The following is a 20395-nucleotide window of genomic DNA, read 5'->3' as shown; positions in this document are numbered from 1 at the left end:
CCAGACCATGTCCCGATTGCAGTTCGAGCTCCATACCACCGACGGCGCCGCGCGCCGCGGCCGCCTGACCTTCCCGCGCGGAACGGTCGAGACTCCCGCGTTCATGCCGGTGGGCACCTACGGCTCGGTCAAGGGCGTGCTGCCCGAGCAGATCAAGGCGCTGGGCGCGCAGATCATCCTCGGCAACACCTTCCACCTGTACCTGCGCCCGGGCCTGGACGTGATCGGCGATCACGGCGGCCTGCACGGCTTCGCCCGCTGGGACGGGCCGATCCTGACCGATTCCGGCGGCTTCCAGGTGTTCTCGCTGGCGCACCGGCGCAAGATCAGCGAGCAGGGCGTCACCTTCGCCTCGCCGACCGACGGCGCCAAGGTGTTCCTGGGGCCGGAGGAGAGCATGCAGATCCAGCGGGTGCTCGATTCGGACATCGTGATGATCTTCGACGAGTGCACCCCGTATCCGGCCACCGAGGACGTGGCACGGCGTTCGATGGAACTGAGCCTGCGCTGGGCGCAGCGCTCGCGCGACGCGCACGACGCACTGGGCAACGACGCGGCGCTGTTCGGCATCGTCCAGGGCGGCGTGCATGCGGACCTGCGCACGCGTTCGATCGAGGGATTGCAGGCGATCGGCTTCGACGGCTACGCGATCGGCGGCCTGGCGGTGGGCGAGCCGGAGCACGAGCGCAACGCCATGCTCGAGCACCTGCATCCGCGGCTGCCGGGCGACCGCCCGCGCTACCTGATGGGCGTGGGACGCCCGGAGGACCTGGTCGAGGGCGTGGCCCGCGGTGTGGACATGTTCGATTGCGTGATGCCGACCCGCAACGCGCGCAACGGCCACTATTTCACCTCTTTCGGCACGGTGCGCATCCGCAACGCCCGCTACGAGCGCGATCTGGATCCGATCGAGCCGGGCTGCGGTTGCCATGCCTGCAGCGGCGGCTATACCCGCGCCTACCTGCGCCACCTGGACCGCTGCAACGAGATGCTGGCGCCGATGCTGGGCACCCTGCACAACCTCTGGTACTACCAGAAGCTGATGGCCGACATGCGCGCCGCGATCGCAGCGGGAACCTTTGCCCAGTTCCGGCGGTCCTTCTATGCGGCGCGCGGGGTGGAAGCAACCCCACTCCCTACGGAGCAGGATTGACTCCCCTCTCCCTCCGGGAGAGGGGTTGGGGGTGAGGGTCCGGGCGAAGCCTCGTGCCGTTTGGGAGGGGTTGGGGTGAGGTCCGGCCGCAGCCTCGTGCAGTCGAACTGACACGTGGCTTCGCCCGCACCCTCATCCGCCGCTACGCGGCACCTTCCCCCGAGAAGGGGGCCGTGGGTCCCGCAGGGAGAAGGGAAGGGCGCCGCGGCGGTTCCGGAGGGTGAAGGAAGATCGTGGCATAATCGGCGGCTGCTTGCTGCCGCAAGGCAAACCAGCGGTCCGTGCCCCAGGGCGGCGGGCTGCCCAAACCATAGGACGTACCCGATGAATCCGCTCGATTTCCTGATTCCCGTCGCCCAGGCGCAGACCGCCGGCGGCACCGCCCCGGCCGGTGGCGGCCTGCAGATGTTCCTGCTGCCCATCATCCTGATCGCGGTGATGTATTTCGTGATGATCCGGCCGCAGATGAAGCGCCAGAAGGAACACAAGTCGATGCTGGACAAGCTTGGCCGTGGCGACGAGGTCATCACCTCCGGCGGCGTGGCTGGCGTGGTCACCGACATCGGCGACAACTTCATCACCATCGAAGTGGCCGACAACGTGCGCATCCGCGTGCAGAAGGGCGCCGTCGGCAATGTCCTGCCGAAGGGCACGCTGAAGTCCGCCTGATCCATTTCTCCTACTGCTAGGCGCGACGCCGGCGTGGCGTCGTGCGGGGTCCCGCAATGCTCGAGTTTCCGCGCTGGAAGTATGTCCTCATCCTGATCGTGCTGGCGTTGAGCGCCTTGTACGCGCTGCCCAACGTGTACCAGAAGGATCCGTCGGTCCAGATCACCGCCAGCCGCGGCGGCAAGATCGACGACGCCCTGCGCGAGCGGGTGCTCGCCGACCTGAAAACGGCCGGGATCACCCCGAAGCTGGTCGACAAGGAAGGCGATAGCCTGATGGTGCGCCTGCCGAACCTGCAGGCGCAGACCCGTGCCAACGACGTCCTGCGCCAGCAGGTGGGTGAGAACTACACGGTGGCGCTGAACCTGGCCTCGACCGTGCCGGACTGGCTGTCGCGGCTGGGCGGCAAGCCGATGGTGCTGGGCCTGGACCTGGTCGGCGGCGTGCACTTCGCCCTGCAGGTGGACCAGAAGGCGGCGCTGGAAAAGCGCCTGGACGCTTTTGCCGAGGACATCCGTACTACCTTGCGCGACGGCCGTTTGGCCTACCGTTCGGTCGAACGCCGTCCGGACAACAGCATCCAGGTCAGCCTGGGCGAGGGCGTGGACGCCAGCGCCGCGCGCGCCGCCATCGCCAAGGCGCAGCCGACCCTGAGCTACGCGGTGTCCGGGCAGACCATCACGGTCACCGTGCCGGAGGCGGAGCTGAAGCAGATCGCCGCCGGCGCCATCGAGCAGAACCTGACCACCCTGCGTAACCGCGTCAACCAGTTGGGCGTGGCCGAGCCGATCATCCAGCGCCAGGGCGACGACCGCATCGTGGTCGAGCTGCCAGGCGTGCAGGACACCGCCGAGGCCAAGCGCATGATCGGCGCCACCGCCACGCTGGAGTTCCGCGGCGTGGTCGACGGCAATGCCGAGGACGCGGTGCGCAGCGGCAACATCCCGCCCGACGCCAAGGTCTTCCGCCTGCGTGACAGCGGCGCCCCGGTGCTGCTGAGCAAGCGCGTGCTGGTGTCCGGCGACCAGATGGTCAACGCCACCGTCAGTACCGACCAGAACGGCATGCCGGCCGTGGCGGTGACGCTCAACAACGCCGCCGGCCAGCGCATGTTCGACTACACCAGCGCCAATACCGGCAAGCTGATGTCGGTGGTCTACATCGAGCGCATCCCCACCGTGACCATGGTCGATGGCAAGGAAGTGCGCAGCGTGCGCGTCAACGAGGAGGCGCTGGCGCCGACCCGTATCGCCGGCGTGTTCGGCAAGAACTTCCAGACCACCGGCCTGGAGAAGACCGAGGCGGAGAACCTGGCCAAGCTGCTGCGCGCCGGTTCGCTGGCCGCGCCGATGGACTTCGTCGAGGAATACGTGATCGGCCCGAGCCTGGGTGCGGAGAACGTAGAGCGCGGCGTCACCGCGGTGGTCTACGCCTTCCTGTTCACCCTGGTGTTCTTCAGCGTGTACTACCGCATGTTCGGCCTGATCACCTCGGTCGCGCTGCTGATGAACCTGCTGATCGTGGTCTCGGTGATGTCGCTGTTCGGCGCCACCATGACCTTGCCCGGCTTCGCCGGCCTGGCGCTGTCGGTGGGCCTGTCGGTGGACGCCAACGTGCTGATCAACGAGCGTATCCGCGAAGAGCTCCGCCTGGGCGTGCCGCCCAAGTCGGCGATCGCGGCCGGCTACGAGAAGGCCGGCGGCACCATCCTCGACGCCAACCTCACCGGCCTGATCGTCGGCGTGGCGCTGTACGCGTTCGGTACCGGCCCGCTGAAGGGCTTCGCGCTGACCATGATCATCGGCATCTTCGCCTCGATGTTCACCGCGATCACCGTGTCGCGCGCGCTGGCGGTGCTGATCTACGGCCGTCGCAAGAAGATCAAGTCCGTGGCCATCTGAGCCACGCACGCCACCTTCCGCACGTCCCCGCGCCGGCAGGCGCGGGGTCCAAAAAAACGCAGAGCGGTCTCCAATGAAAATCTTCCCGCTTCACCTGATCCCCAACGACACCAAGATCGACTTCATGCGCTGGCGGCACCCGACCCTGGTGCTGATGCTGGTGCTGGCGCTGGCCTCGTTCGCGGTGATCTTCGCCAAGGGCTTCAACTACGCGCTGGAGTTCACCGGCGGCGCGCTGGTGCAGACCAGCTTCCAGAAGCCGATCGACGTGGACCAGGTGCGCGAGCAGTTGGCCAAGGCCGGCTTCGAGAACGCGCAGGTGCAGAACGTCGGTAGCGGCAACGAGGTGGTGATCCGCCTGCAGCCGCAGGGCGAGCACAACAACGAGGACATCACCAAGAACCTCGCCGAGCAGGTGCGCAAGGCGGTGAGCACGCCGCAGAATCCGGCCACGGTCAAGCCGGGCGAGTTCGTCGGCCCGCAGGTCGGCAAGGACCTGGCGCTGAACGGCGTCTACGCCACCGTGTTCATGCTGGTCGGCTTCCTGATCTACATCGCCTTCCGCTTCGAGTGGAAGTTCGCGGTGGTGGCCAGCGTGACCGCGCTGTTCGACCTGCTGGTGACGGTGGCCTACGTGTCGGTCACCGGCCGCGAGTTCGACCTCACCGTGCTGGCCGGCCTGTTGTCAGTGATGGGCTTTGCGATCAACGACATCATCGTGGTGTTCGACCGCGTGCGCGAGAACTTCCGTAGCCTGCGCGTGGAGCCGATCGAGGTGCTGAACCGTTCGATCAACCAGACCCTGTCGCGTACGGTGATCACCGCGGTGATGTTCTTCCTGTCGGCGCTGGCGCTGTACCTGTACGGCGGCGAGTCGATGGAAGGCCTGGCGCTGACCCACATGATCGGCGCGGTGGTGGTGGTGGTGTCCTCGGTGATCGTGGCGGTGCCGCTGCTGTCGATCGGGCCGTTCCAGGTCACCAAGCAGGACCTGCTGCCGAAGTCGAAGGACGTCGAGGCGCTGGCGCGTAGGCCCTGAGGGCCGGGATTGGGGATTCGGGAGTGGGGAATCGTAAAAGCGTGATTCCTGGTCCTGAAACACCCGCTCCTGCGAACAGAAAAGCCGCGCGGATGCGCGGCTTTTTCTTTGTGCGGACGCTTGGAGATTCGAGTGGGGACGGCGCGACATCCGCTTTGTCGTAGGAGCGGCTTCAGCCGCGACGCCTTACCGGTAAGGCGTCGCGGCTGAAGCCGCTCCTACAGGTAGGTCGGTCGGGTTGCAGCGCCTGCCGGTGTCGCGGGATGGGCCGTCGACGACGGCCCATCCCTCCGCGGCGTCCCTGCCGCGCGGCGGGTCCGGACTAGGCTGCGTTGGCGGTGGCGCGGGCGACCAGGTGCGCCACCATCGGGTAGGTCTCGCTGCGCACCTGGAACTGGCCGACGATCTCCACCAGGTCGCCGGCCTGCTGTTCCATCGCGCGCGCCGCGGCGGTGGCTTCCTCGACAAGGGCGGCGTTCTGCTGGGTGGTCTCGTCCATCTGGGTGACGGTGTGGTTGACCTGTTCGATGCCGGCCGACTGCTCCTGCGAGGCCGCGGCGATCTCGCCCATGATGTCGGTGACGCGCTGCACCGAGGCCACGATGTCCTGCATCGTCGTGCCGGCCTGGGCGACCAGTGCCGAACCTGCGCTCACGCGCTCGACCGAGTCGTCGATCAGCGTCTTGATTTCCTTGGCCGCGCTGGCCGAACGCTGGGCGAGGGTGCGGACCTCGCTGGCGACCACGGCAAACCCACGGCCCTGTTCGCCGGCGCGCGCGGCTTCGACCGCGGCGTTCAAGGCCAGGATGTTGGTCTGGAAGGCGATGCCGTCGATGACGCCGATGATGTCGGCGATCTTCTTGGAAGCCGCTTCGATGCCGTCCATGGTGGTGACGACCTGGCCGACCACCGTGCCGCCCTGCGAGGCCACCGAGGCGGCGCCGGCCGCCAGTTGGTTGGCCTGGCGCGCATGCTCGGCGTTCTGCTTCACCGTGGCGGTCAGTTCCTCCATCGAGGCGGCGGTCTCCTCCAGGCTGGCGGCCTGCTGCTCGGTCCGGCGCGACAGGTCGTCGTTGCCGCTGGCGATCTCGCCCGCGGCGGTGTCGATGCTGGCCGCGGCCTGCTGGATGCGGCCGACCATGTCGGTCAACTGCGCGACGGTGGCGTTGGCGTCTTCGCGCATCCGCGCGAACACGCCGTGGAAATCGCCCTGCATGGTCTGGGTCAGGTCACCGGCGGCGATCGCGCGCAACAGCTGCGACAGCGCCGCGAGGTTGGTCTCGGTGCCGGTCATCATCGTGTTGAGATTGGCGACCATGCCGCGGAAGGCATGCTGGAAGCGCTGCTCCTCGCCGCGGCGGGAGAAGTCGCCCTGCGCGGCGGCGCGCACCAGCAGGTCGATCTCGTGGTTGATCGCGCCGAGGTTGCGCTTCACTTTGGCCATGGTGTCGGTCAGGATCGCCATCTCGCCCGGGAACTGTTCCAGATCGCGGCTGAGGTCGCCTTCGGCGTACTCGCCCATCAACGTGATCAGCCGCTGCTTGACCGAAATATGGCTGTGCACCAACGCGTTGGTGTCGCGCACCATGCGCCCGTAGTCGCCGGGGAAGCGCGCCTCGTCCATGCGGAAGCTGATCTGGCCGGCGGCATGCTGCCGGGCCATCTCGGTCTGCGCCTGGATCACCGTGCGCAGTTCCTCCTGCATCTGCCGCATGTCGTTGAGCAGCGACGGCGCCTGTGTGCGCAGGCGCACGTCCTGCGACAGGTCGCCGCTGGCGATACGGCGCACCACGTCGGCCGCGTAGGCCGGCTCGCCGCCGAGCTGGCGCATCAGGCTGTTGCGGACCAGCAAGCCGAGCAGGATCGCGGCGACGATGCCGATCAGCATGCCGCCGATGCTGGTCCACTCGCCGGACTGCGCGCGTGCCTCGCTCTCGGCCTTGCGCACCTGCAGCAGTGCGCGTTCGGCGTCCTCGTACTGGCCGATCGTGTCGCGCAATCCGTCCATCTGCTGCTTGCCGACGGTTCGGAATGTGTCCAACTGGGCGTCGTCGCTGTCGGCGGCGGTGGCGCGCATGTGGTCCAGTGCCTTGCGCTTGGTCGCCATGAACTGCGCGTAGTCCTGCATCAGGGTTTGCAGGCGCGCTTGCTGTGCCGCATTGTCCGCGGTCAGCTGCTTGGATTCCTGCCACTGCGCGCGGAACTCGCGCTCGCCGAGTTCGAACGGCTCCAGATAGGACTTGTCGCGGGTCAGGGCGAAGCCGCGCGCGCCGCTCTCGATGTTGAGCAGGCTCACCAGCATGCGGTCGCCGAGAGTGATGACCTTGTACGTGTGCGCGTCCAGCGCCGCGGCGCTGGTGAACTTGCGGAAACCGATCAGGCTGGTGATGCCGACCAGCAATAGCATGGCGATCACGCCGCAGAAGCCGATTGCCAGGCGTTTGGTGACGGTGAGATGATGGAAGGACACGCGAGATCTCCGAAAGATGCGAGAGAGCGGGCGCCACCGGCTCCATTGCCGCAGGGACGGCAACGCAGTCGCGGATCAGCGGGGGAAGTTCGGGCAAAAGCCCGCATCTTTATCGGCCGCACTCTGGGGATCTTTAGGGCTGTGTTCGCCGGTCGCATCGGGCGCATCGCACAGGCCATGGCACCTGCCCGCAGCGCCTCGTGTCGCCGTTTTCTACGCAAACCGCGATCAAGCACAGGTGAAGCGCGCAGCGTGCAATGCGTGAGCGTGGCGTGAGGCGCAGGCGCCGTGCCGCGTAACGAGCGCAAGCGGAAATCCTGGCAGGCCCATGTCCTCTCGCGATGCGAAAGCGGTGCGTGCAAGGCCCTCGCTGAGAGGCGTGAGCGCGCGGTGCGCGAATGCCGGGCACAAAAAAAGCCGCGCAAGTGCGCGGCTTTTTTTGTGCTGGAGTGTCGGCACCGGCCAGTCGCCGGACGCGCCCGCTCAGAACTTCGCGTCGAACTCGCCGGCGTAGCCGGTGTTGACGATCAGCTTCTGCAGCGCATCGCCGACCTTGAGGTTGCCGGCAACCACCTGGAACTGCTGTGGGCCGCGGTCGTCGATGCGGCCCAGGGTGCCGCCCTTGAAGTCGGTGACGCGGCCGCCGGCCTCGCGCACCAGCAGCACGCCGGCCGCGATGTCCCAGGCCTTCACCCCCGCTTCGAAGTAGGCGTCGCTGCGGCCGCAGGCGACATAGGCCAGGTCCAGCGCCGCCGAGCCGGTGCGGCGGATGTCCTCGGCCTGCACCAGCAACGCGTCCACGCACTTGAGCTGGGCGCTGGCGTGCTTGCGCTCGCGCGGCGCGAAGCCCGTGTGGACCATGGCGCCGTTGAGTTCCTTGCGCTCGCTGACGCGGATGCGGCGGTCGTTGAGCACGGCGCCGTTGCCGCGGCTGGCGGTGAACAGTTCGTTGCGCAGCGGATCGAAGATCACCGCGTCGATCGGCTCGCCGTTCTCGACCAGGGCGATCGACACGCAGTAGTGCGGGAAGCCGCGCAGGTAGTTGCTGGTGCCGTCGAGCGGATCGATCACCCACATGTAGCGCCCGCCGCCCTGCACGCCGCCTTCCTCGCCCATCACGCCGTAGTCGGGGTAGGCGCGGCGCAGCTCCTTGACGATCACTTTCTCCGCATCGGCATCGACTTCGCTGGCGTAGTCCATGCGGTCCTTCTGCACCACGTTCAGTGCTTCCAGGCGGTTGATGTGGCGCAACAGGACGTTGCCGGCGAGGCGGGCAGCCTTGACCATGACGGTGACGGCGGGTTTTTGCATGGCAACGGCTCCCGAGAAGGCGGAGGTGGGTCTGGAGGAGGAAAAGAGCAGTCCGGCGTCAAGGCCGGCCGCACAGTTTACCATCTACGCCCCCGTTCGCTTCGTCTGCCGTGCCGCCATGACCGATTCTCTCCGTATCCGCTTCGTCCTGGTCGGAACCCAGCATCCCGGCAACATCGGTGCGGCGGCGCGCGCGATGAAGACCATGGGGCTGTCGCGGCTGGTACTGGTGGCGCCGGAATGCGAGCTGGATACCGAGGCGTACCGGCGTTCTGCCGGTGCCGAGGACCTGCTGCAGCAGGCGCCGGTGCTGCCCGCGCTGGCCGACGCGGTGGCCGACTGCCGGCTGGTGCTGGGCTGCACCGCGCGCAGCCGCCGCGTGTCGCTGGAGGAACTGCTGCCGGCCGATGCCGCGCAGCGCCTGACCGCCACCAGCGCCGAGCCTGCGGAAGTGGCGCTGGTGTTCGGCCGCGAGCGCACCGGCCTGACCAACGAGGAACTGCAGCTGTGCCACGCGGCGGTGCACATTCCCTCCGATCCGGCGTTCAGTTCGCTCAATCTGGCCGCGGCGGTGCAGGTGCTGGCCTACGAGGTGCGCCTGGCGCAGCTGCGCAGTGCCGCCCCTGCGCCCGCGCCGGCGCCGGGCTTTCGCGAGGCGCCTGCCAGCCACGCGCAGGTGGAAGGGCTGTTCGGGCAGTTGGCCGAGACCCTGGACGACATCGACTTCCACAAGGGACGCGCCCCGGATTCGGCGATGCGCAAGCTGCGCCGGCTGTTCCTGCGCACCGAGCTGACCGAGCAGGAAGTGCGCCTGTTGCGCGGCGTGCTGTCCGATGCGCAGCGCATGGCGCGGCTCGCCGGACAGGCGGGAAACTGAGGCCGGACAAGGCGCGAAGGCATCCTTCGCGGCGCGCGCGGTGACGCGCGCGTCGGGGGCGAACAGCATGCGCGGCTGGCGCCATTCTGTGACGCTGTCACCGGCATGCGCTTTCGGCTAGGCTTTGCAAGGTCTACTTGGGGATCGTGGTTTGTCCAGTTCGCGTTGGCGGGTGGTCGTGGTGTGGCTGGCGCTGGCGATCTGCTGGCCCGCGTCCGTGCACGCGCGGCCCTCGGTCCTGGTGCTTGGGCGCATCAGCGACAATCCCAAGGCCCATTACGAGCAACTCAAGCCGCTGCTGGACTACGTGGTGCCGCGCATGCGCGAAGTCGGCATCACCTCCGGGCAGATCCTGATGGCCCGCGACAGCCAGCAGATGAGCAGTTACCTGCGCCGTGGCCGGATCGACTGGGTCACCGAGACCGCCGCCACCGCGATGGCGCTGGAACAGCGCGGCGGCGCCAAGCCGCTGCTGCTGACCGAGCGCAACGGCGTGCGCCAGTACCACACGGTGTTCTTCGTGCGCCGCGACGGGCCGGTGCACGACCTGGCGGATCTGCAGGGGCGGACCCTGGCGCTGCAAAGCCCGCTGTCCACCAGCGCCTACATGGTGCCGATGATGACGCTGTTCGAGCACGGCCTGCATCCGGAGATCCTGCTGTCCAGCAAGGACCAGCCCTCGGCGGAGACGGTCGGCTACGTGTTCGCGCGTTCGGAACTCAACATCGCCGCCTTCGTGCACAAGCACCTGGTGGATGCCGGGGCGTTCAGCAATCTCGACTGGGACGACGAGCGCCGCATCCCGCCGGCATTCCGCCGCGACTTCCGGGTGATCTACCGCAGCGAGCCGTATCCGCGCGCGATCGAAATGGTCCGCAGCGACCTGCCGACCGAGGTGGAGACGCGCTTGCGCGAGGTCCTGCTGCACGCCGCCGACGATCCGCAGGGGCGCGCGGCGCTGCGCCAGTTCTTCGGTACCTCCGGCTTCTACCCGATCGATCCGGCCTCGCAGAAGCGCCTGGACACCCTGCGCGCCGGCGTGGCGCGGGTGAGGGCGGAAGTGGAATGAAGACCATGCGTTTCGGGTTGCAGGCCAGGTTCCTGCTGGCCATGGGCGTGGCTGCGCTGTTGGTGATGGCGATCCTTGCCCTGCTGCTGGAGCGCCAGGCGGCGATGCAGCGCGAGGTGCGCACGCTCAGCGGCAATGCGATCCACAGCCTGTTCGACAGCAGCATGCGCACTCGCGGCGAGTCGCTGGCGCGGCAACTGGCCGACTCGCTGGCCAACCCGGTGTACTACTCCGACCTGGATGCGATCGGCACGCAGGTGCGCGGGGCGCTGGGCTATGTGGCAGTGGCCTATGTGCTGGTCTACGACGCCGATGGGCGGCTGATCCATGACGGCAGCGAGGATTTGCTCGGTTACGGTCAGCGCATGCGCGGGACGATGGCCGACGCCGCGATCCGCTCCCGCGGCCTGCTGGCGCAGGAGTCGCCGGAGTTCCTCGACGTGTCGATGCCGATCATGATCGGCGACCAGCGGGTGGGTGGGGTGCGCGTGGGCATGTCCTGGGCGCGGGCGCAGGAGTACGAGCGCAAGGCCGGGCAGAACCTCGACCAGCGCCTTGGCGCACTGGGCAAGCGCCATCTCGGCTGGCTGCTGCTGTTGCTGGCCGCGCTGGGCCTGACCGCGGCGATGGTGACGGTCTACGTGCAGCGCACCCTGGTGGCGCCGCTGCGCTGGATGGCCGCGGCCGCGCGCCAGATCGAGGCCGGCAACTACGCGGTGGAACGCCGCGACAGCGGCCGTCACGACGAGGTCAGCGAATTGCTGCGCGCGTTCGGCCGCATGAGCGAGGCGATCGCCCGACACGACCGCGACGTGCGTCACATGGCCTACACCGATGCGTTGACCGGGCTGACCAACCGGCTCGCGTTCCGCGAGGCGCTGGACCATCGCATGCTGTCGGCACGCGCCTCGCAGCGCCGGCTGGCGCTGCTGTTCGCCGACATCGACGATTTCAAGCGGATCAACGACACCCTGGGCCACGAGGCCGGCGACGAAGCGCTGCTGCAGTTCGCGCGGCGCATCCAGCTGGCGGTGGAGCAGTTGGGCGGCGACGACGCGCTGCTGGCGCGCTTCGGCGGCGACGAGTTCGTGATCCTGGTGGAGGACCCGCAGGCGGCCAAGGTCGCCACGGCGCTGGCGCAGCGGCTGGTGCAGGAACTGCGCGAGCCGCTGCGGATCCAGGGCCGCGAGGTGTTCATGGGCACCTCGATCGGCATCACCGTCTACCCCGGCGATGCCGAGGACGCGTCGGCGCTGCTGAAGAACGGCGACATCGCCATGTACCAGGCCAAGCTGGCCGGCAAGAACTGCCACCGCTTCTACAGCCGTGCCATGGACTATGCGGTGGAGCGGCGCGTGCACATGGAGCACGAACTGCGCGGCGCCTGGGAACGCGACGAACTGAAGCTGGCCTACCAGCCGATCTTCCGCACCCAGGACCGGCGCATGGTCGGCGTGGAAGTGCTGTTGCGCTGGCAGCATCCGGCGATGGGCACGATCTCGCCGACGGTGTTCATCGACGTGGCCGAGCAGAGCGGGCTGATCGAGAGCATCGGCCCCAAGGTGTTGCGTGCGGCCTGCAGCGAGGCGACCCAGTGGCAGCGCGCCGACGGCAGCCGCGACCTGTTCGTCTCGGTCAACGTCTCGCCGCGGCAGTTGCGCAGCGGCGACCTGCCGGAAGTGGTGGCCGACTGCCTGCGCGAGTCGGGGTTGCCGGCGGCGCAACTGCACCTGGAGCTGACCGAGACCGCGGTGATCGGCGACGAACTGCAGGCGGCGAGCATGTTGGCGCGGTTGCACCGCACCGGGGTCAAGGTGTGGCTGGACGACTTCGGCACCGGCTTCTCCGGCCTGAGCCACCTGCGCCAGGTGCCGGTGGACGGGGTCAAGATCGACAAGAGTTTCGTCGCCGACCTGCAGCGCGACCCGGACGATCTGGCGCTGACCACGGCGATCATCGCGATGGCGCATTCGCTGGACATCACCGTGGTCGCCGAAGGCATCGAGCAGGAGACCCAGTTCGAACTGCTGCGCGAGCGCGGCTGCGAACTGGGGCAGGGCTTCTGGCTCAGCCGTCCGCTCAGCGCGGAGGAATTCCGCCAGTTGCTGGCCAACGAGGACGCGCCGCCCGCCGGTGCCTGAGCGCGGGCGCAGTATCGCGGCTAGCCCGGCGCTCTGCCTTCGCCGATCGCCGCCAGACGGGTCAGGGCGTCAGCGCGCGCTTGCCGCTGTCGCCGGGGATCTCGCGCACCAGCTTCGGCACGAGATAACCGGACAGACGTGCGGCCAGGGCCTGGTGCAGGGCCAGCGCGCGGGCATCGTCCACTTCGAAATGGGCCACGCCCTGCACCCGGTCCAGCTGGTGCAGGTAGTAGGGCAGCACGCCGGCGGCGAAGCTGCGCTCGCTCAGCGCGGCCAGCGCCTCGACGCTGTCGTTGACCCCGCGCAGCAGCACCGCCTGGTTGAGCAGGCGCGCGCCGGCATCGCGCAGGCGCGCCAGCGCGGCATCGACGCCGGCATCGAACTCGTTGGCGTGGTTGGCGTGGATCACGAACGCCAGCGGCCACGGCAGCGCGCGCAGCCAGGCCAGCAACGGCGCATCGACGCGCTCGGGCAGCACCACCGGCAAGCGGCTGTGGATGCGCAGGCGCTTGAGCTGCGGCAGCGTCGCCAGCGCCTCGGTGAGTTCGACCAGTTTGGGTGTGGCCAGCGACAACGGATCGCCGCCAGACAGGATCACTTCCTCGATGCTGGGGTCGGCGGCGATCGCCGCCACCGCCGTGCGCCAGCCGTCGCGCGCCGCGGTCTCGTCGGCATAGGGGAAATGCCGGCGGAAGCAGTAGCGGCAGTGCACCGCGCAACTGCCGGTGGCCACCAACAGGGCACGGCCGCGGTATTTGTGGATCACCCCATCGGCCTTCTTGGCCGCGGCGTCGCCGACCGCATCCAGGGCGAAGCCGGCGACCACGCGCTGCTCGTCGTCGATCGGCAGCACCTGGCGCAGCAGCGGGTCGTGCGGATCGCCCGGGCGCATGCGCGCGACGAAGCTGCGCGGCACGCGCAGCGCGAACTGCGTCGCAGCCTGTTCGGAGACGCCCATTGCCTGCGGGTCCAGCCCGAGCAATGCCAGCAGTTCGTGCGGATCGCGCACGGCGTCGCGCCAGGCCTGCTGCCAGCGCGGCGGCGCGGCGGGCAGGGGCGGGGACGGCTGCATCGGGCGGGGGGCTGCGGTTATCATAGGCGGTCATCACACGAGCGCCCGCCGTTGCGGCGGGGCTTCCATTCTATCCGGCCGGCCGCCGAACGCGGCGGGTTTGCCTTACCCGAGGAGTTTCAGATGGCCAGCTACGGCATGAACGACGTCAAGAACGGGATGAAGATCCTGGTCAACAGCGAGCCTGCGATCATCACCGATACCGAATACGTCAAGCCCGGCAAGGGCCAGGCGTTCACCCGCATCAAGTACCGCTTCATCAAGTCCGGGCGCGTGGTCGAAATGACCATGAAGGCGACCGACAGCGTGGAAGCGGCCGACGTGGTCGATACCGACATGCAGTACCTGTACAGCGACGGCGAGTACTGGCACTTCATGCAGCAGGAAACCTTCGAGCAGGTGCAGGCCGACAAGGCCGGCGTCGGCGACGCCGCCAAGTGGATCAAGGGCGAGGAAGATTGCGTGGTGACGCTGTGGAACGGCACGCCGATCCAGGTCACCCCGCCGAACTTCGTCGAACTGAAGATCGTGGAGACCGACCCGGGCGTGCGCGGCGACACCTCCGGCGGCGGCGGCAAGCCGGCCACCCTGGAGACCGGCGCGGTGGTGCGTGTGCCGCTGTTCGTCGGCCAGGAAGAAGTGATCCGCGTCGATACGCGTTCGGGCGAATACGTCTCGCGCGTCAAGTAACACGTCGACACGCCCGCGGCCGCAGCCGGCCGTGGGCGTGCGCACGCGCTGGCTGCGGCGGCCAGGCAGCGCCATGCGCCGGATCGCCGCGCGGCGGTGATGGACCACCTCGCTCCCAGGACACCCCGTGACGACCAGCCACGCCGATAGCGCCGACAGCAAGTACCCGCACGACCGTGTCGTGTTCTTCAGCGATGCGGTCTTCGCCATCGCCATCACCTTGCTGGCGGTGGAAATCAAGGTGCCAGGACACGCCGAGGTCGCGGCCGCCGGCGGCATCCTCGCCGCGCTGCACCGGATGCTGCCGCTGTTCATCGGCTTCGCGGTGAGCTTCCTGGTCACTGCGCTGTTCTGGAAGTCGCACCTGCAGCTGTGCCGGCACATCCGCCAGTTCGACGACCGGCTGATCTGGCTCAACGTGCTGCAGCTGCTGCTGATCGGCCTGCTGCCGTTCTCCACCGCGCTGTATTCGGACTATTTCGGCAACCACGAGGCGTTTGCGGTGTACTGCGCGCATCTGGCCGCGATCGGCCTGGCCGGCTACTGGCTGCATGCCTATGCGGTGCGCAAGGAAGGCCTGGCGCAGCGGCTGGGTCCGCTGCAGACGCAGGCGATGAAGCTGCGCGCGGCGGTCTCGCCGGTGGTGTTCGCGTTGTGCATCCCCGTGGGCATGGTGGCACCCTGGCTGGGCCGCTTCGGCTTCCTGGCGATCTTCCTGCTGCAGTGGGTGGTGATGCGCGTGTACCAGCGGCGCATCCTCCAGGCGCAGGTGGCGCCGGCACCCGTACCGTGATCCTTCCCTTTCCAGAGCATCTGCGATGACCTCCATTCCCGAATCCTGCGACCTGCTGATCGAAGCCGGCTACGTGGTCCCGATCGAGCCGCATGCGGTGGTGCTGGAAGACCACGCGGTGGCGGTGCGCGGCAGCGAGATCGTGGCGGTGCTGCCGACCGCCGAGGCACGCACGCGCTTCGCCGCCACGCGCACCGTCTCGCGCCCCGACGCGGCCCTGCTGCCGGGCCTGGTCAACGCGCACACCCACAACCCGATGACCCTGCTGCGCGGCATCGCCGACGACCTGCCGCTGATGGTGTGGCTGCAGCAGCACATCTGGCCGGTGGAGACCGCGGTGATCGGGCCGGAGTTCGTCGCCGACGGCACTGCGCTGGCGATCGCCGAGATGCTGCGCGGCGGCACCACCTGCGCCAACGAGAACTACTTCTTCGCCGACGTGCAGGCCGCGGTGTACAAGCAACACGGTTTCCGCGCGCGGGTCGGCACGGTGATCATCGATTTTCCGACCGCCTGGGCCAAGACCTCCGACGAATACTTCGCCCGCGCCTGCGAGGTGCACGACCAGTGGCGCGACGATCCGCTGGTCGGCATCGCCTTCGCTCCGCATGCGCCGTACACGGTCAACGACGCCAACTTCGAGCGGGTGCGGATGCTGTCCGACCAGCTCGAGGTGCCGGTGCACCTGCACACCCACGAGACCGCGCAGGAGATCGCCGACTCGCTCAAGCAATACGGGCAGCGCCCGCTGGCGCGGCTGGACCGTTTGGGCCTGGTCAACGACCGCCTGATCGCGGTGCACATGACCCAGCTCACCGACGCCGAGATCCACCTGTGCGCGGAGCGCGGGGTCAGCGTGGTGCATTGTCCCGAATCCAACCTCAAGCTCGCCTCCGGGTTCTGTCCGGCCTGCGCGCTGCAGCGAGCGGGCGTGAACCTGGCGATCGGCACCGACGGCTGCGCCAGCAACAACGACCTGGACATGTTCAGCGAGAACCGCACCGCGGCGATCCTGGCCAAGGCCGTGGCCAACGACGCCACCGCGCTGGACGCGGCCAGCACGCTGCGCGCGGCCACCCTGGGCGGCGCGCGCGCGCTGGGCTTCGGCGAGAAGATCGGCTCGATCGAGCCGGGCAAGCAGGCCGACCTGATCTGCGTGGACCTGTCGGCGCTGGAGACCCAGCCGCTGCACAACGTGCTGTCGCAACTGGTGTACGCCACCGGCCGGCAGCAGGTCAGCGACGTGTGGATCGCCGGCCAGCCCAAGCTGAGCCAGCGCGTGCTGGTGGACATGGACGTCGACGCGCTGGTCGCCAATGCGCGGCAGTGGCGCGAACGCATCCGCAGCGTCCACGCCTGATCCGCTATGTTCGCCGTGCCGCACCGCGCGCGCGGCCCCAACGAGAGTTCGCCATGACCGCTTCCGCCGCCAACGCCTCCGCCAATTTCGATCAGGCCGAACTGGACAAGTTCGGCGCCCTGGCCACCCGCTGGTGGGATGCCGACGGCCCGCAGAAGCCGCTGCATGCACTCAATCCGGTGCGCCTGCGCTACGTCGCCGAGCGCCTGCCGCTGCGCGGCGCAGCGGTGCTGGACGTGGGCTGCGGCGGCGGCCTGCTCAGCGAGGCGCTGGCCAAGGAGGGCGCGCAGGTCACCGCGATCGACCTGGCGCCGGAGCTGATCAAGGTGGCGCGGCTGCATCAGTTCGAATCCGGGGTGGAGGTCGACTACCGCGTGCAGTCGGTCGAGGACCTGGCGGCGGCGCAGCCGGCCAGCTTCGATGCGATCACCTGCATGGAGATGCTCGAGCACGTGCCCGATCCGGCGGCGATCGTGCGCGCCTGCGCGACCCTGCTCAAGCCCGGCGGACAGCTGTTCCTGTCCACCCTCAACCGCACCCCGGCGGCGTTCGCCCTGGCCATCGTCGGTGCCGAGTACGTGGCGCGGCTGCTGCCCACCGGCACCCACCGCTACCAGGATTTCATCAAGCCGGCGGAACTGGCCGCCTGGTTGCGCCAGGCCGAGCTGCAGCTGCGCGACGTCAGCGGCCTGGCCTACGAGCCGTGGCGCAACCGCGCGCGGCTGTCCTCGCGCACCGAGGTCAATTACCTGGCGTGTGCGGGGAAGCCGTGATTCGGGAGCCGGGATTGGGGATTGGTAACGGCGGATGCGTGTGGGCGTGAAGTCCGCGGCGGGCGATACCCGGGCGCGCTTTCCGCAGGTGGTGCTGTTCGATCTGGATGGCACGCTGCTGGACAGCGCGCCGGATCTGCTGGCCGCGGCCAATACGGTACTGGCCGAGCACGGCCGTGCAGCGTTGACCCTGGCGCAGTTGCGGCCGGTGGTGTCCAAGGGCTCGCGGGCGATGCTCGGGGTCGCCTTCCCGGATCTGCCCGCCGCGCAGCGCGATGCGCTGATCCCGGCATTCCTGCGCCATTACGAGGCGCTGATCGGCCGCCATTCGCAGCCGTTCGACGGCATCGCCGGGTTGCTGCAGCGGCTGGAGGCTGCGGGCAGCGTGTGGGGCATCGTCACCAACAAGCCCGAGGCGCTGGCACGGTTGATCCTGCCGCAACTGCAGTGGGAGCAGCGCTGCGCGGTGCTGATCGGCGGCGACACGCTGCCCGAGCGCAAGCCGCATCCGCTGCCGCTGCAGGTCGCCGCGCAGCGCCTTGGCGTGGCGCCGCACGAGGTGGTCTACGTCGGCGACGACGAACGCGACATCCTTGCCGCACGCGCCGCCGGCATGGCCTCGGTCGCGGTGCTGTGGGGCTACCGGCTGGACGAGGACGATCCGCTGGCCTGGCGCGCCGATGCGATGGTCGCCACGCCCGCCGAGCTGTACGCCGCCGCGGCCTGGCCGGTCAGCGCAACCGCTCCCTGACGCCGGTGCCGTCGCTGCGTTGGCGACGCCGCCGCGCAGCGGCCGCGACCGTCGTGCGCCGCCTGCACGCCGGCACCGCTCGGCATCCACCGGTCGCGCACGTAAACTGCGCGTTCTGCGCGACAACCGCGCTCACTCCCCCGTTGCGCGACGCCTTCGCTGCGCGCGCCTGACTCCGGATTCACCGATCGCATGAGCAGTTCGTCCGCCCTGGATGCCTTCCTCGACAAATGGCGCCGCCGCTGGCCGGAATGGGCCGTGGCCGAGGCCTTCGTGCCGGCGTCGCAGCGCGCCCGCACCGTGGCCTGGTTCGCCCTGCTGCAGGAGTTCGACGACATCCTCAACATCGCCGGCGATCCGCTGCCGGCCGACGCCAAGCTGGCCTGGTGGGGCGAGGAACTGCGCAGTTGGGCCGGGCAGCGTTCGCGGCATCCGCTGGGACGGGTGCTGGAGCCGGTGGCCGCGCCGTGGACGCAACTGGCCGAGGCCTTGCCGAGCCTGCCGCAGTCGCGCGCGGCCGCGGCCGACACCGCGCACGCACTGGAGCGGCTGGAGCCGTTCGCGCAGGCGGTGGTCGCGGTCGAGCGCGCGCTGTTCGAGGCCCCGGTCGAGGGCGCCGCGGTGCCGGTCGCGCTGCAGGTGCTGGCGCAGCGCCTGGTCGAGGCCGGCGCCGCCACCGCGCCGCTGGCGCTACGCGGCGGTGATGAGGCGCAGCAGCGCCAGCGCTGGGCGCAGGCGTTGCTGAAGCCATGGCCGCGCCGCGTGCGCGGGCCGCGCGCGCGACGCATCCTGTCGGCGCTGGCGCGTGCGCGGACGGCGCAGCAGGCAACCGCCACGCCCAAGCCGCCGGGACAGATGGCGACGCTGTGGCGCGCCTGGTGGGCCGGGCTGGGCTAAGCCCGGCCCACACCACGTCGCCTTGCCTCAGGGGGCGCTGCCGGCGCCGCTGTTGGCGTATTCGTAGAAGCGGTTGGCCGAGGTGCTGCAACTGCTGCTGCAGTACGGCCGGCCGATGGTCGAGGCGTTCCACGGCGCGCTCTTGCGGATGTGCCCGCCCAGCACCGAATCGCGGATCACCACTTTGCCGTTGGGCGAGGTGCCGTCGACGTAGTTGGCCAGGCTGCCCACGCTCTCGTCCCAGGCCCGACCCAGCCACACCGTGCCGCTGCCGGGAGTGCCGACCGCATCGAAGGTGCTGCCGATGGCCAGGAAGCCGTAGCTGCTGCCCGGGCGGGTGCTGGGCGCGAAGATCACGCCGCCGTCGGTGGCGCCGCGGCGGGCCGCGGTGTAGCGGATGGTGCTGCCGGCGAACACCGCCACGCCCGAGCCGAAGATGAAGTCGGTATCGCCCTCGATGGTGCCGCCCTTGAAGTACGCGCGGATCACCGTGTTGGCGCTGCCCGCACTGACCAGCAGGGTGTCCTGATTGCCGGTCAGCACCACGTTCTCCAGCACCGCCTTGTCGCCGCGCAACGCCAGCGCCACCGCCGACTGGTTGCTGCCGCTGTAGGTACCCTCGACGTAGCTGTTGACGATCGCCAGGTTGCGCGCCTGGAACTGCGCGGCGCGCACGGTGACGGTGCCGCTGTCGGAGGTGCCGATGGTGCTGCTGGCGGCGTTGCTGGCGCAGGGGTGGGTGGCGCTGCCGGTGGGCTTCGGCGTGGGATTGGCGTTGCCGAAACGGATCGTGGTGCTGGCCGGGCTGCCGCCCAGCCCGAACAGGGTGAGCGGCGGCGCCGCGGCCGGGACGCAGACCACTTCGGTGTACGTGCCCGGTGCCATGCTGATGTAGCGGCGCATGCTGCCGCCGGCGGCGACCGCAGCGTCCACCGCGGCCTGCACGGTGCGGTAGCGGGTGCTGCCGTCGGCCGCCACGGCGTAGTCGGCCTTCAGCAGCGCGACCCCGGCGCTCGGATCCCAGTTGTCGGTGACCAGGGCGCCGATCGGGCCGGCCTGGGCCAGGTGGCGGGCGACGGTCTGGCTGGCCGCCTCGCTGCTGGTCAGTTGCGGGCGCGACGTGGTCCCGGTCAGGGCCGGCGCATCGGTGACGACCCCGGCCGCCAGGGCCAGGGTGGAGGAAAGCAGCAACCAGCGCGATACGGTCATTGGAAGCCTCCGCTCAAGGATAAGGGGCCGCGGCGACGCTTAAAATGATGCCGGTGTCATCCGGTCGCCTGATCCGGCGTCGTCAGCGGACCGGCGATGGTAGGGGCGTTCGCGCGTCGATGCCGGCCGATGTCGCAGCCAGAGGCCGGTTGTGTCGTCTCCATCACGATCACTGATCCGCAGCACGTGCGGAGCGCCGGTTGGTGTGGGCGTGGAGGGC

Annotated in this window: 17 protein-coding genes; 13 read left to right on the top strand and 4 right to left on the bottom strand. The window is 69.2% G+C overall.

The features are described 5' to 3' along the window. Positions 1-7: 7 nt before the first annotated feature. From tgt to secF, 4 genes are all read left to right on the top strand, one after another. Positions 8-1153, top strand: coding sequence for a tRNA guanosine(34) transglycosylase Tgt (tgt, locus tag GGR64_RS01195; protein ID WP_184643439.1), 1146 nt, complete (start codon positions 8-10; stop codon positions 1151-1153). Between the two features lie 324 nt (positions 1154-1477). Then, positions 1478-1822: a preprotein translocase subunit YajC gene (yajC, locus tag GGR64_RS01190; protein ID WP_010343515.1), complete on the top strand. Its 345-nt coding sequence runs from the start codon at positions 1478-1480 to the stop codon at positions 1820-1822. A 56-nt stretch (positions 1823-1878) separates the two neighbouring features. After that, positions 1879-3723, top strand: coding sequence for a protein translocase subunit SecD (gene secD, locus GGR64_RS01185; protein WP_160971009.1), 1845 nt, complete (start codon positions 1879-1881; stop codon positions 3721-3723). Between the two features lie 73 nt (positions 3724-3796). Next, a complete protein-coding gene (secF, locus tag GGR64_RS01180) occupies positions 3797-4762 on the top strand; it encodes a protein translocase subunit SecF (RefSeq protein WP_160971007.1) in 966 nt (321 codons plus the stop codon). A gap of 322 nt (positions 4763-5084) precedes the next feature. On the opposite strand, the gene GGR64_RS20985 is transcribed toward secF, so the two are convergent. Together GGR64_RS20985 and GGR64_RS01170 are read right to left on the bottom strand one after the other, a co-directional pair. After that, positions 5085-7232, bottom strand: coding sequence for a methyl-accepting chemotaxis protein (locus tag GGR64_RS20985; protein WP_184643437.1), 2148 nt, complete (start codon positions 7230-7232; stop codon positions 5085-5087). A gap of 483 nt (positions 7233-7715) precedes the next feature. Then, entirely contained in the window at positions 7716-8543 is an 828-nt protein-coding gene (locus GGR64_RS01170; RefSeq protein ID WP_160971003.1) for an inositol monophosphatase family protein, read from the bottom strand. 118 nt (positions 8544-8661) lie between these two features. Between GGR64_RS01170 and GGR64_RS01165 the strand changes: the two genes are divergently transcribed. The 3 genes from GGR64_RS01165 to GGR64_RS01155 all read left to right on the top strand — a co-directional run bounded on the left by GGR64_RS01165 (position 8662) and on the right by GGR64_RS01155 (position 12630). Then, on the top strand, positions 8662-9420 hold the full coding sequence (locus GGR64_RS01165; protein ID WP_160971001.1) for an RNA methyltransferase: 759 nt from the start codon (positions 8662-8664) through the stop codon (positions 9418-9420). Positions 9421-9598: 178 nt separating this feature from the next. Next, positions 9599-10489, top strand: a complete 891-nt coding sequence (locus GGR64_RS01160; RefSeq protein ID WP_160971011.1) for a phosphate/phosphite/phosphonate ABC transporter substrate-binding protein — start codon at positions 9599-9601, stop codon at positions 10487-10489. Then, a complete protein-coding gene (locus tag GGR64_RS01155) occupies positions 10486-12630 on the top strand; it encodes an EAL domain-containing protein (protein WP_184643435.1) in 2145 nt (714 codons plus the stop codon). Before GGR64_RS01160 ends, GGR64_RS01155 begins: the two co-directional genes overlap by 4 nt. Before the next feature lie 61 nt (positions 12631-12691). Here GGR64_RS01155 and epmB read toward each other — a convergent pair whose 3' ends face one another. Then, entirely contained in the window at positions 12692-13726 is a 1035-nt protein-coding gene (gene epmB, locus GGR64_RS01150) for an EF-P beta-lysylation protein EpmB (protein WP_184643433.1), read from the bottom strand. 99 nt (positions 13727-13825) lie between these two features. On the opposite strand from epmB, the gene efp reads away from it, so the two are divergent. The 6 genes from efp (at position 13826) to GGR64_RS01120 (ending at position 18966) form a co-directional block, all read left to right on the top strand. Next, complete coding sequence (gene efp / locus GGR64_RS01145) at positions 13826-14392, top strand: elongation factor P (protein WP_184448615.1); 567 nt, start codon at positions 13826-13828, stop codon at positions 14390-14392. Between the two features lie 127 nt (positions 14393-14519). After that, positions 14520-15185, top strand: a complete 666-nt coding sequence (locus GGR64_RS01140; RefSeq protein WP_184643431.1) for a TMEM175 family protein — start codon at positions 14520-14522, stop codon at positions 15183-15185. A gap of 25 nt (positions 15186-15210) precedes the next feature. Further along, positions 15211-16545 carry a TRZ/ATZ family hydrolase gene (locus tag GGR64_RS01135; protein ID WP_184448614.1) on the top strand — a complete coding sequence of 445 codons (1335 nt, stop codon included), beginning with the start codon at positions 15211-15213 and terminating at the stop codon, positions 16543-16545. A gap of 53 nt (positions 16546-16598) precedes the next feature. Continuing rightward, positions 16599-17318, top strand: a complete 720-nt coding sequence (gene ubiG, locus GGR64_RS01130) for a bifunctional 2-polyprenyl-6-hydroxyphenol methylase/3-demethylubiquinol 3-O-methyltransferase UbiG (protein WP_184448613.1) — start codon at positions 16599-16601, stop codon at positions 17316-17318. 34 nt (positions 17319-17352) lie between these two features. Then, positions 17353-18069, top strand: coding sequence for a phosphoglycolate phosphatase (locus GGR64_RS01125; protein WP_184448612.1), 717 nt, complete (start codon positions 17353-17355; stop codon positions 18067-18069). 192 nt (positions 18070-18261) lie between these two features. Beyond that, the gene (locus GGR64_RS01120) at positions 18262-18966 is read left to right on the top strand and encodes a phytoene/squalene synthase family protein (RefSeq protein ID WP_160970309.1); all 705 of its coding nucleotides are present in this window, start codon (positions 18262-18264) and stop codon (positions 18964-18966) included. A gap of 27 nt (positions 18967-18993) precedes the next feature. Here GGR64_RS01120 and GGR64_RS01115 read toward each other — a convergent pair whose 3' ends face one another. Further along, the gene (locus tag GGR64_RS01115) at positions 18994-20175 is read right to left on the bottom strand and encodes a putative acyl-CoA thioester hydrolase (protein ID WP_260302491.1); all 1182 of its coding nucleotides are present in this window, start codon (positions 20173-20175) and stop codon (positions 18994-18996) included. Between the last annotated feature and the right edge of the window lie 220 nt (positions 20176-20395).

The organism is Xanthomonas sp. 3307, assembly GCF_014199735.1.
GTDB classification, from domain to species: Bacteria; Pseudomonadota; Gammaproteobacteria; order Xanthomonadales; family Xanthomonadaceae; genus Xanthomonas_A; species Xanthomonas_A rydalmerensis.
Note: the sequence above shows the minus strand (reverse complement) of the source record. Positions and strands in the feature narration are given on the sequence as shown.

Coding starts and splice junctions, on each gene's coding strand:
- tgt (WP_184643439.1), top strand. CDS start 8: ATGTCCCGATTGCAGTTCGAGCTCCATACCACCGACGGCGCCGCGCGC.
- yajC (WP_010343515.1), top strand. CDS start 1,478: ATGAATCCGCTCGATTTCCTGATTCCCGTCGCCCAGGCGCAGACCGCC.
- secD (WP_160971009.1), top strand. CDS start 1,879: ATGCTCGAGTTTCCGCGCTGGAAGTATGTCCTCATCCTGATCGTGCTG.
- secF (WP_160971007.1), top strand. CDS start 3,797: ATGAAAATCTTCCCGCTTCACCTGATCCCCAACGACACCAAGATCGAC.
- GGR64_RS01170 (WP_160971003.1), bottom strand. CDS start 8,543: ATGCAAAAACCCGCCGTCACCGTCATGGTCAAGGCTGCCCGCCTCGCC.
- GGR64_RS01165 (WP_160971001.1), top strand. CDS start 8,662: ATGACCGATTCTCTCCGTATCCGCTTCGTCCTGGTCGGAACCCAGCAT.
- GGR64_RS01155 (WP_184643435.1), top strand. CDS start 10,486: ATGAAGACCATGCGTTTCGGGTTGCAGGCCAGGTTCCTGCTGGCCATG.
- epmB (WP_184643433.1), bottom strand. CDS start 13,726: ATGATAACCGCAGCCCCCCGCCCGATGCAGCCGTCCCCGCCCCTGCCC.
- efp (WP_184448615.1), top strand. CDS start 13,826: ATGGCCAGCTACGGCATGAACGACGTCAAGAACGGGATGAAGATCCTG.
- GGR64_RS01135 (WP_184448614.1), top strand. CDS start 15,211: ATGACCTCCATTCCCGAATCCTGCGACCTGCTGATCGAAGCCGGCTAC.
- ubiG (WP_184448613.1), top strand. CDS start 16,599: ATGACCGCTTCCGCCGCCAACGCCTCCGCCAATTTCGATCAGGCCGAA.
- GGR64_RS01125 (WP_184448612.1), top strand. CDS start 17,353: ATGCGTGTGGGCGTGAAGTCCGCGGCGGGCGATACCCGGGCGCGCTTT.
- GGR64_RS01120 (WP_160970309.1), top strand. CDS start 18,262: ATGAGCAGTTCGTCCGCCCTGGATGCCTTCCTCGACAAATGGCGCCGC.
- GGR64_RS01115 (WP_260302491.1), bottom strand. CDS start 20,175: ATGACCGTATCGCGCTGGTTGCTGCTTTCCTCCACCCTGGCCCTGGCG.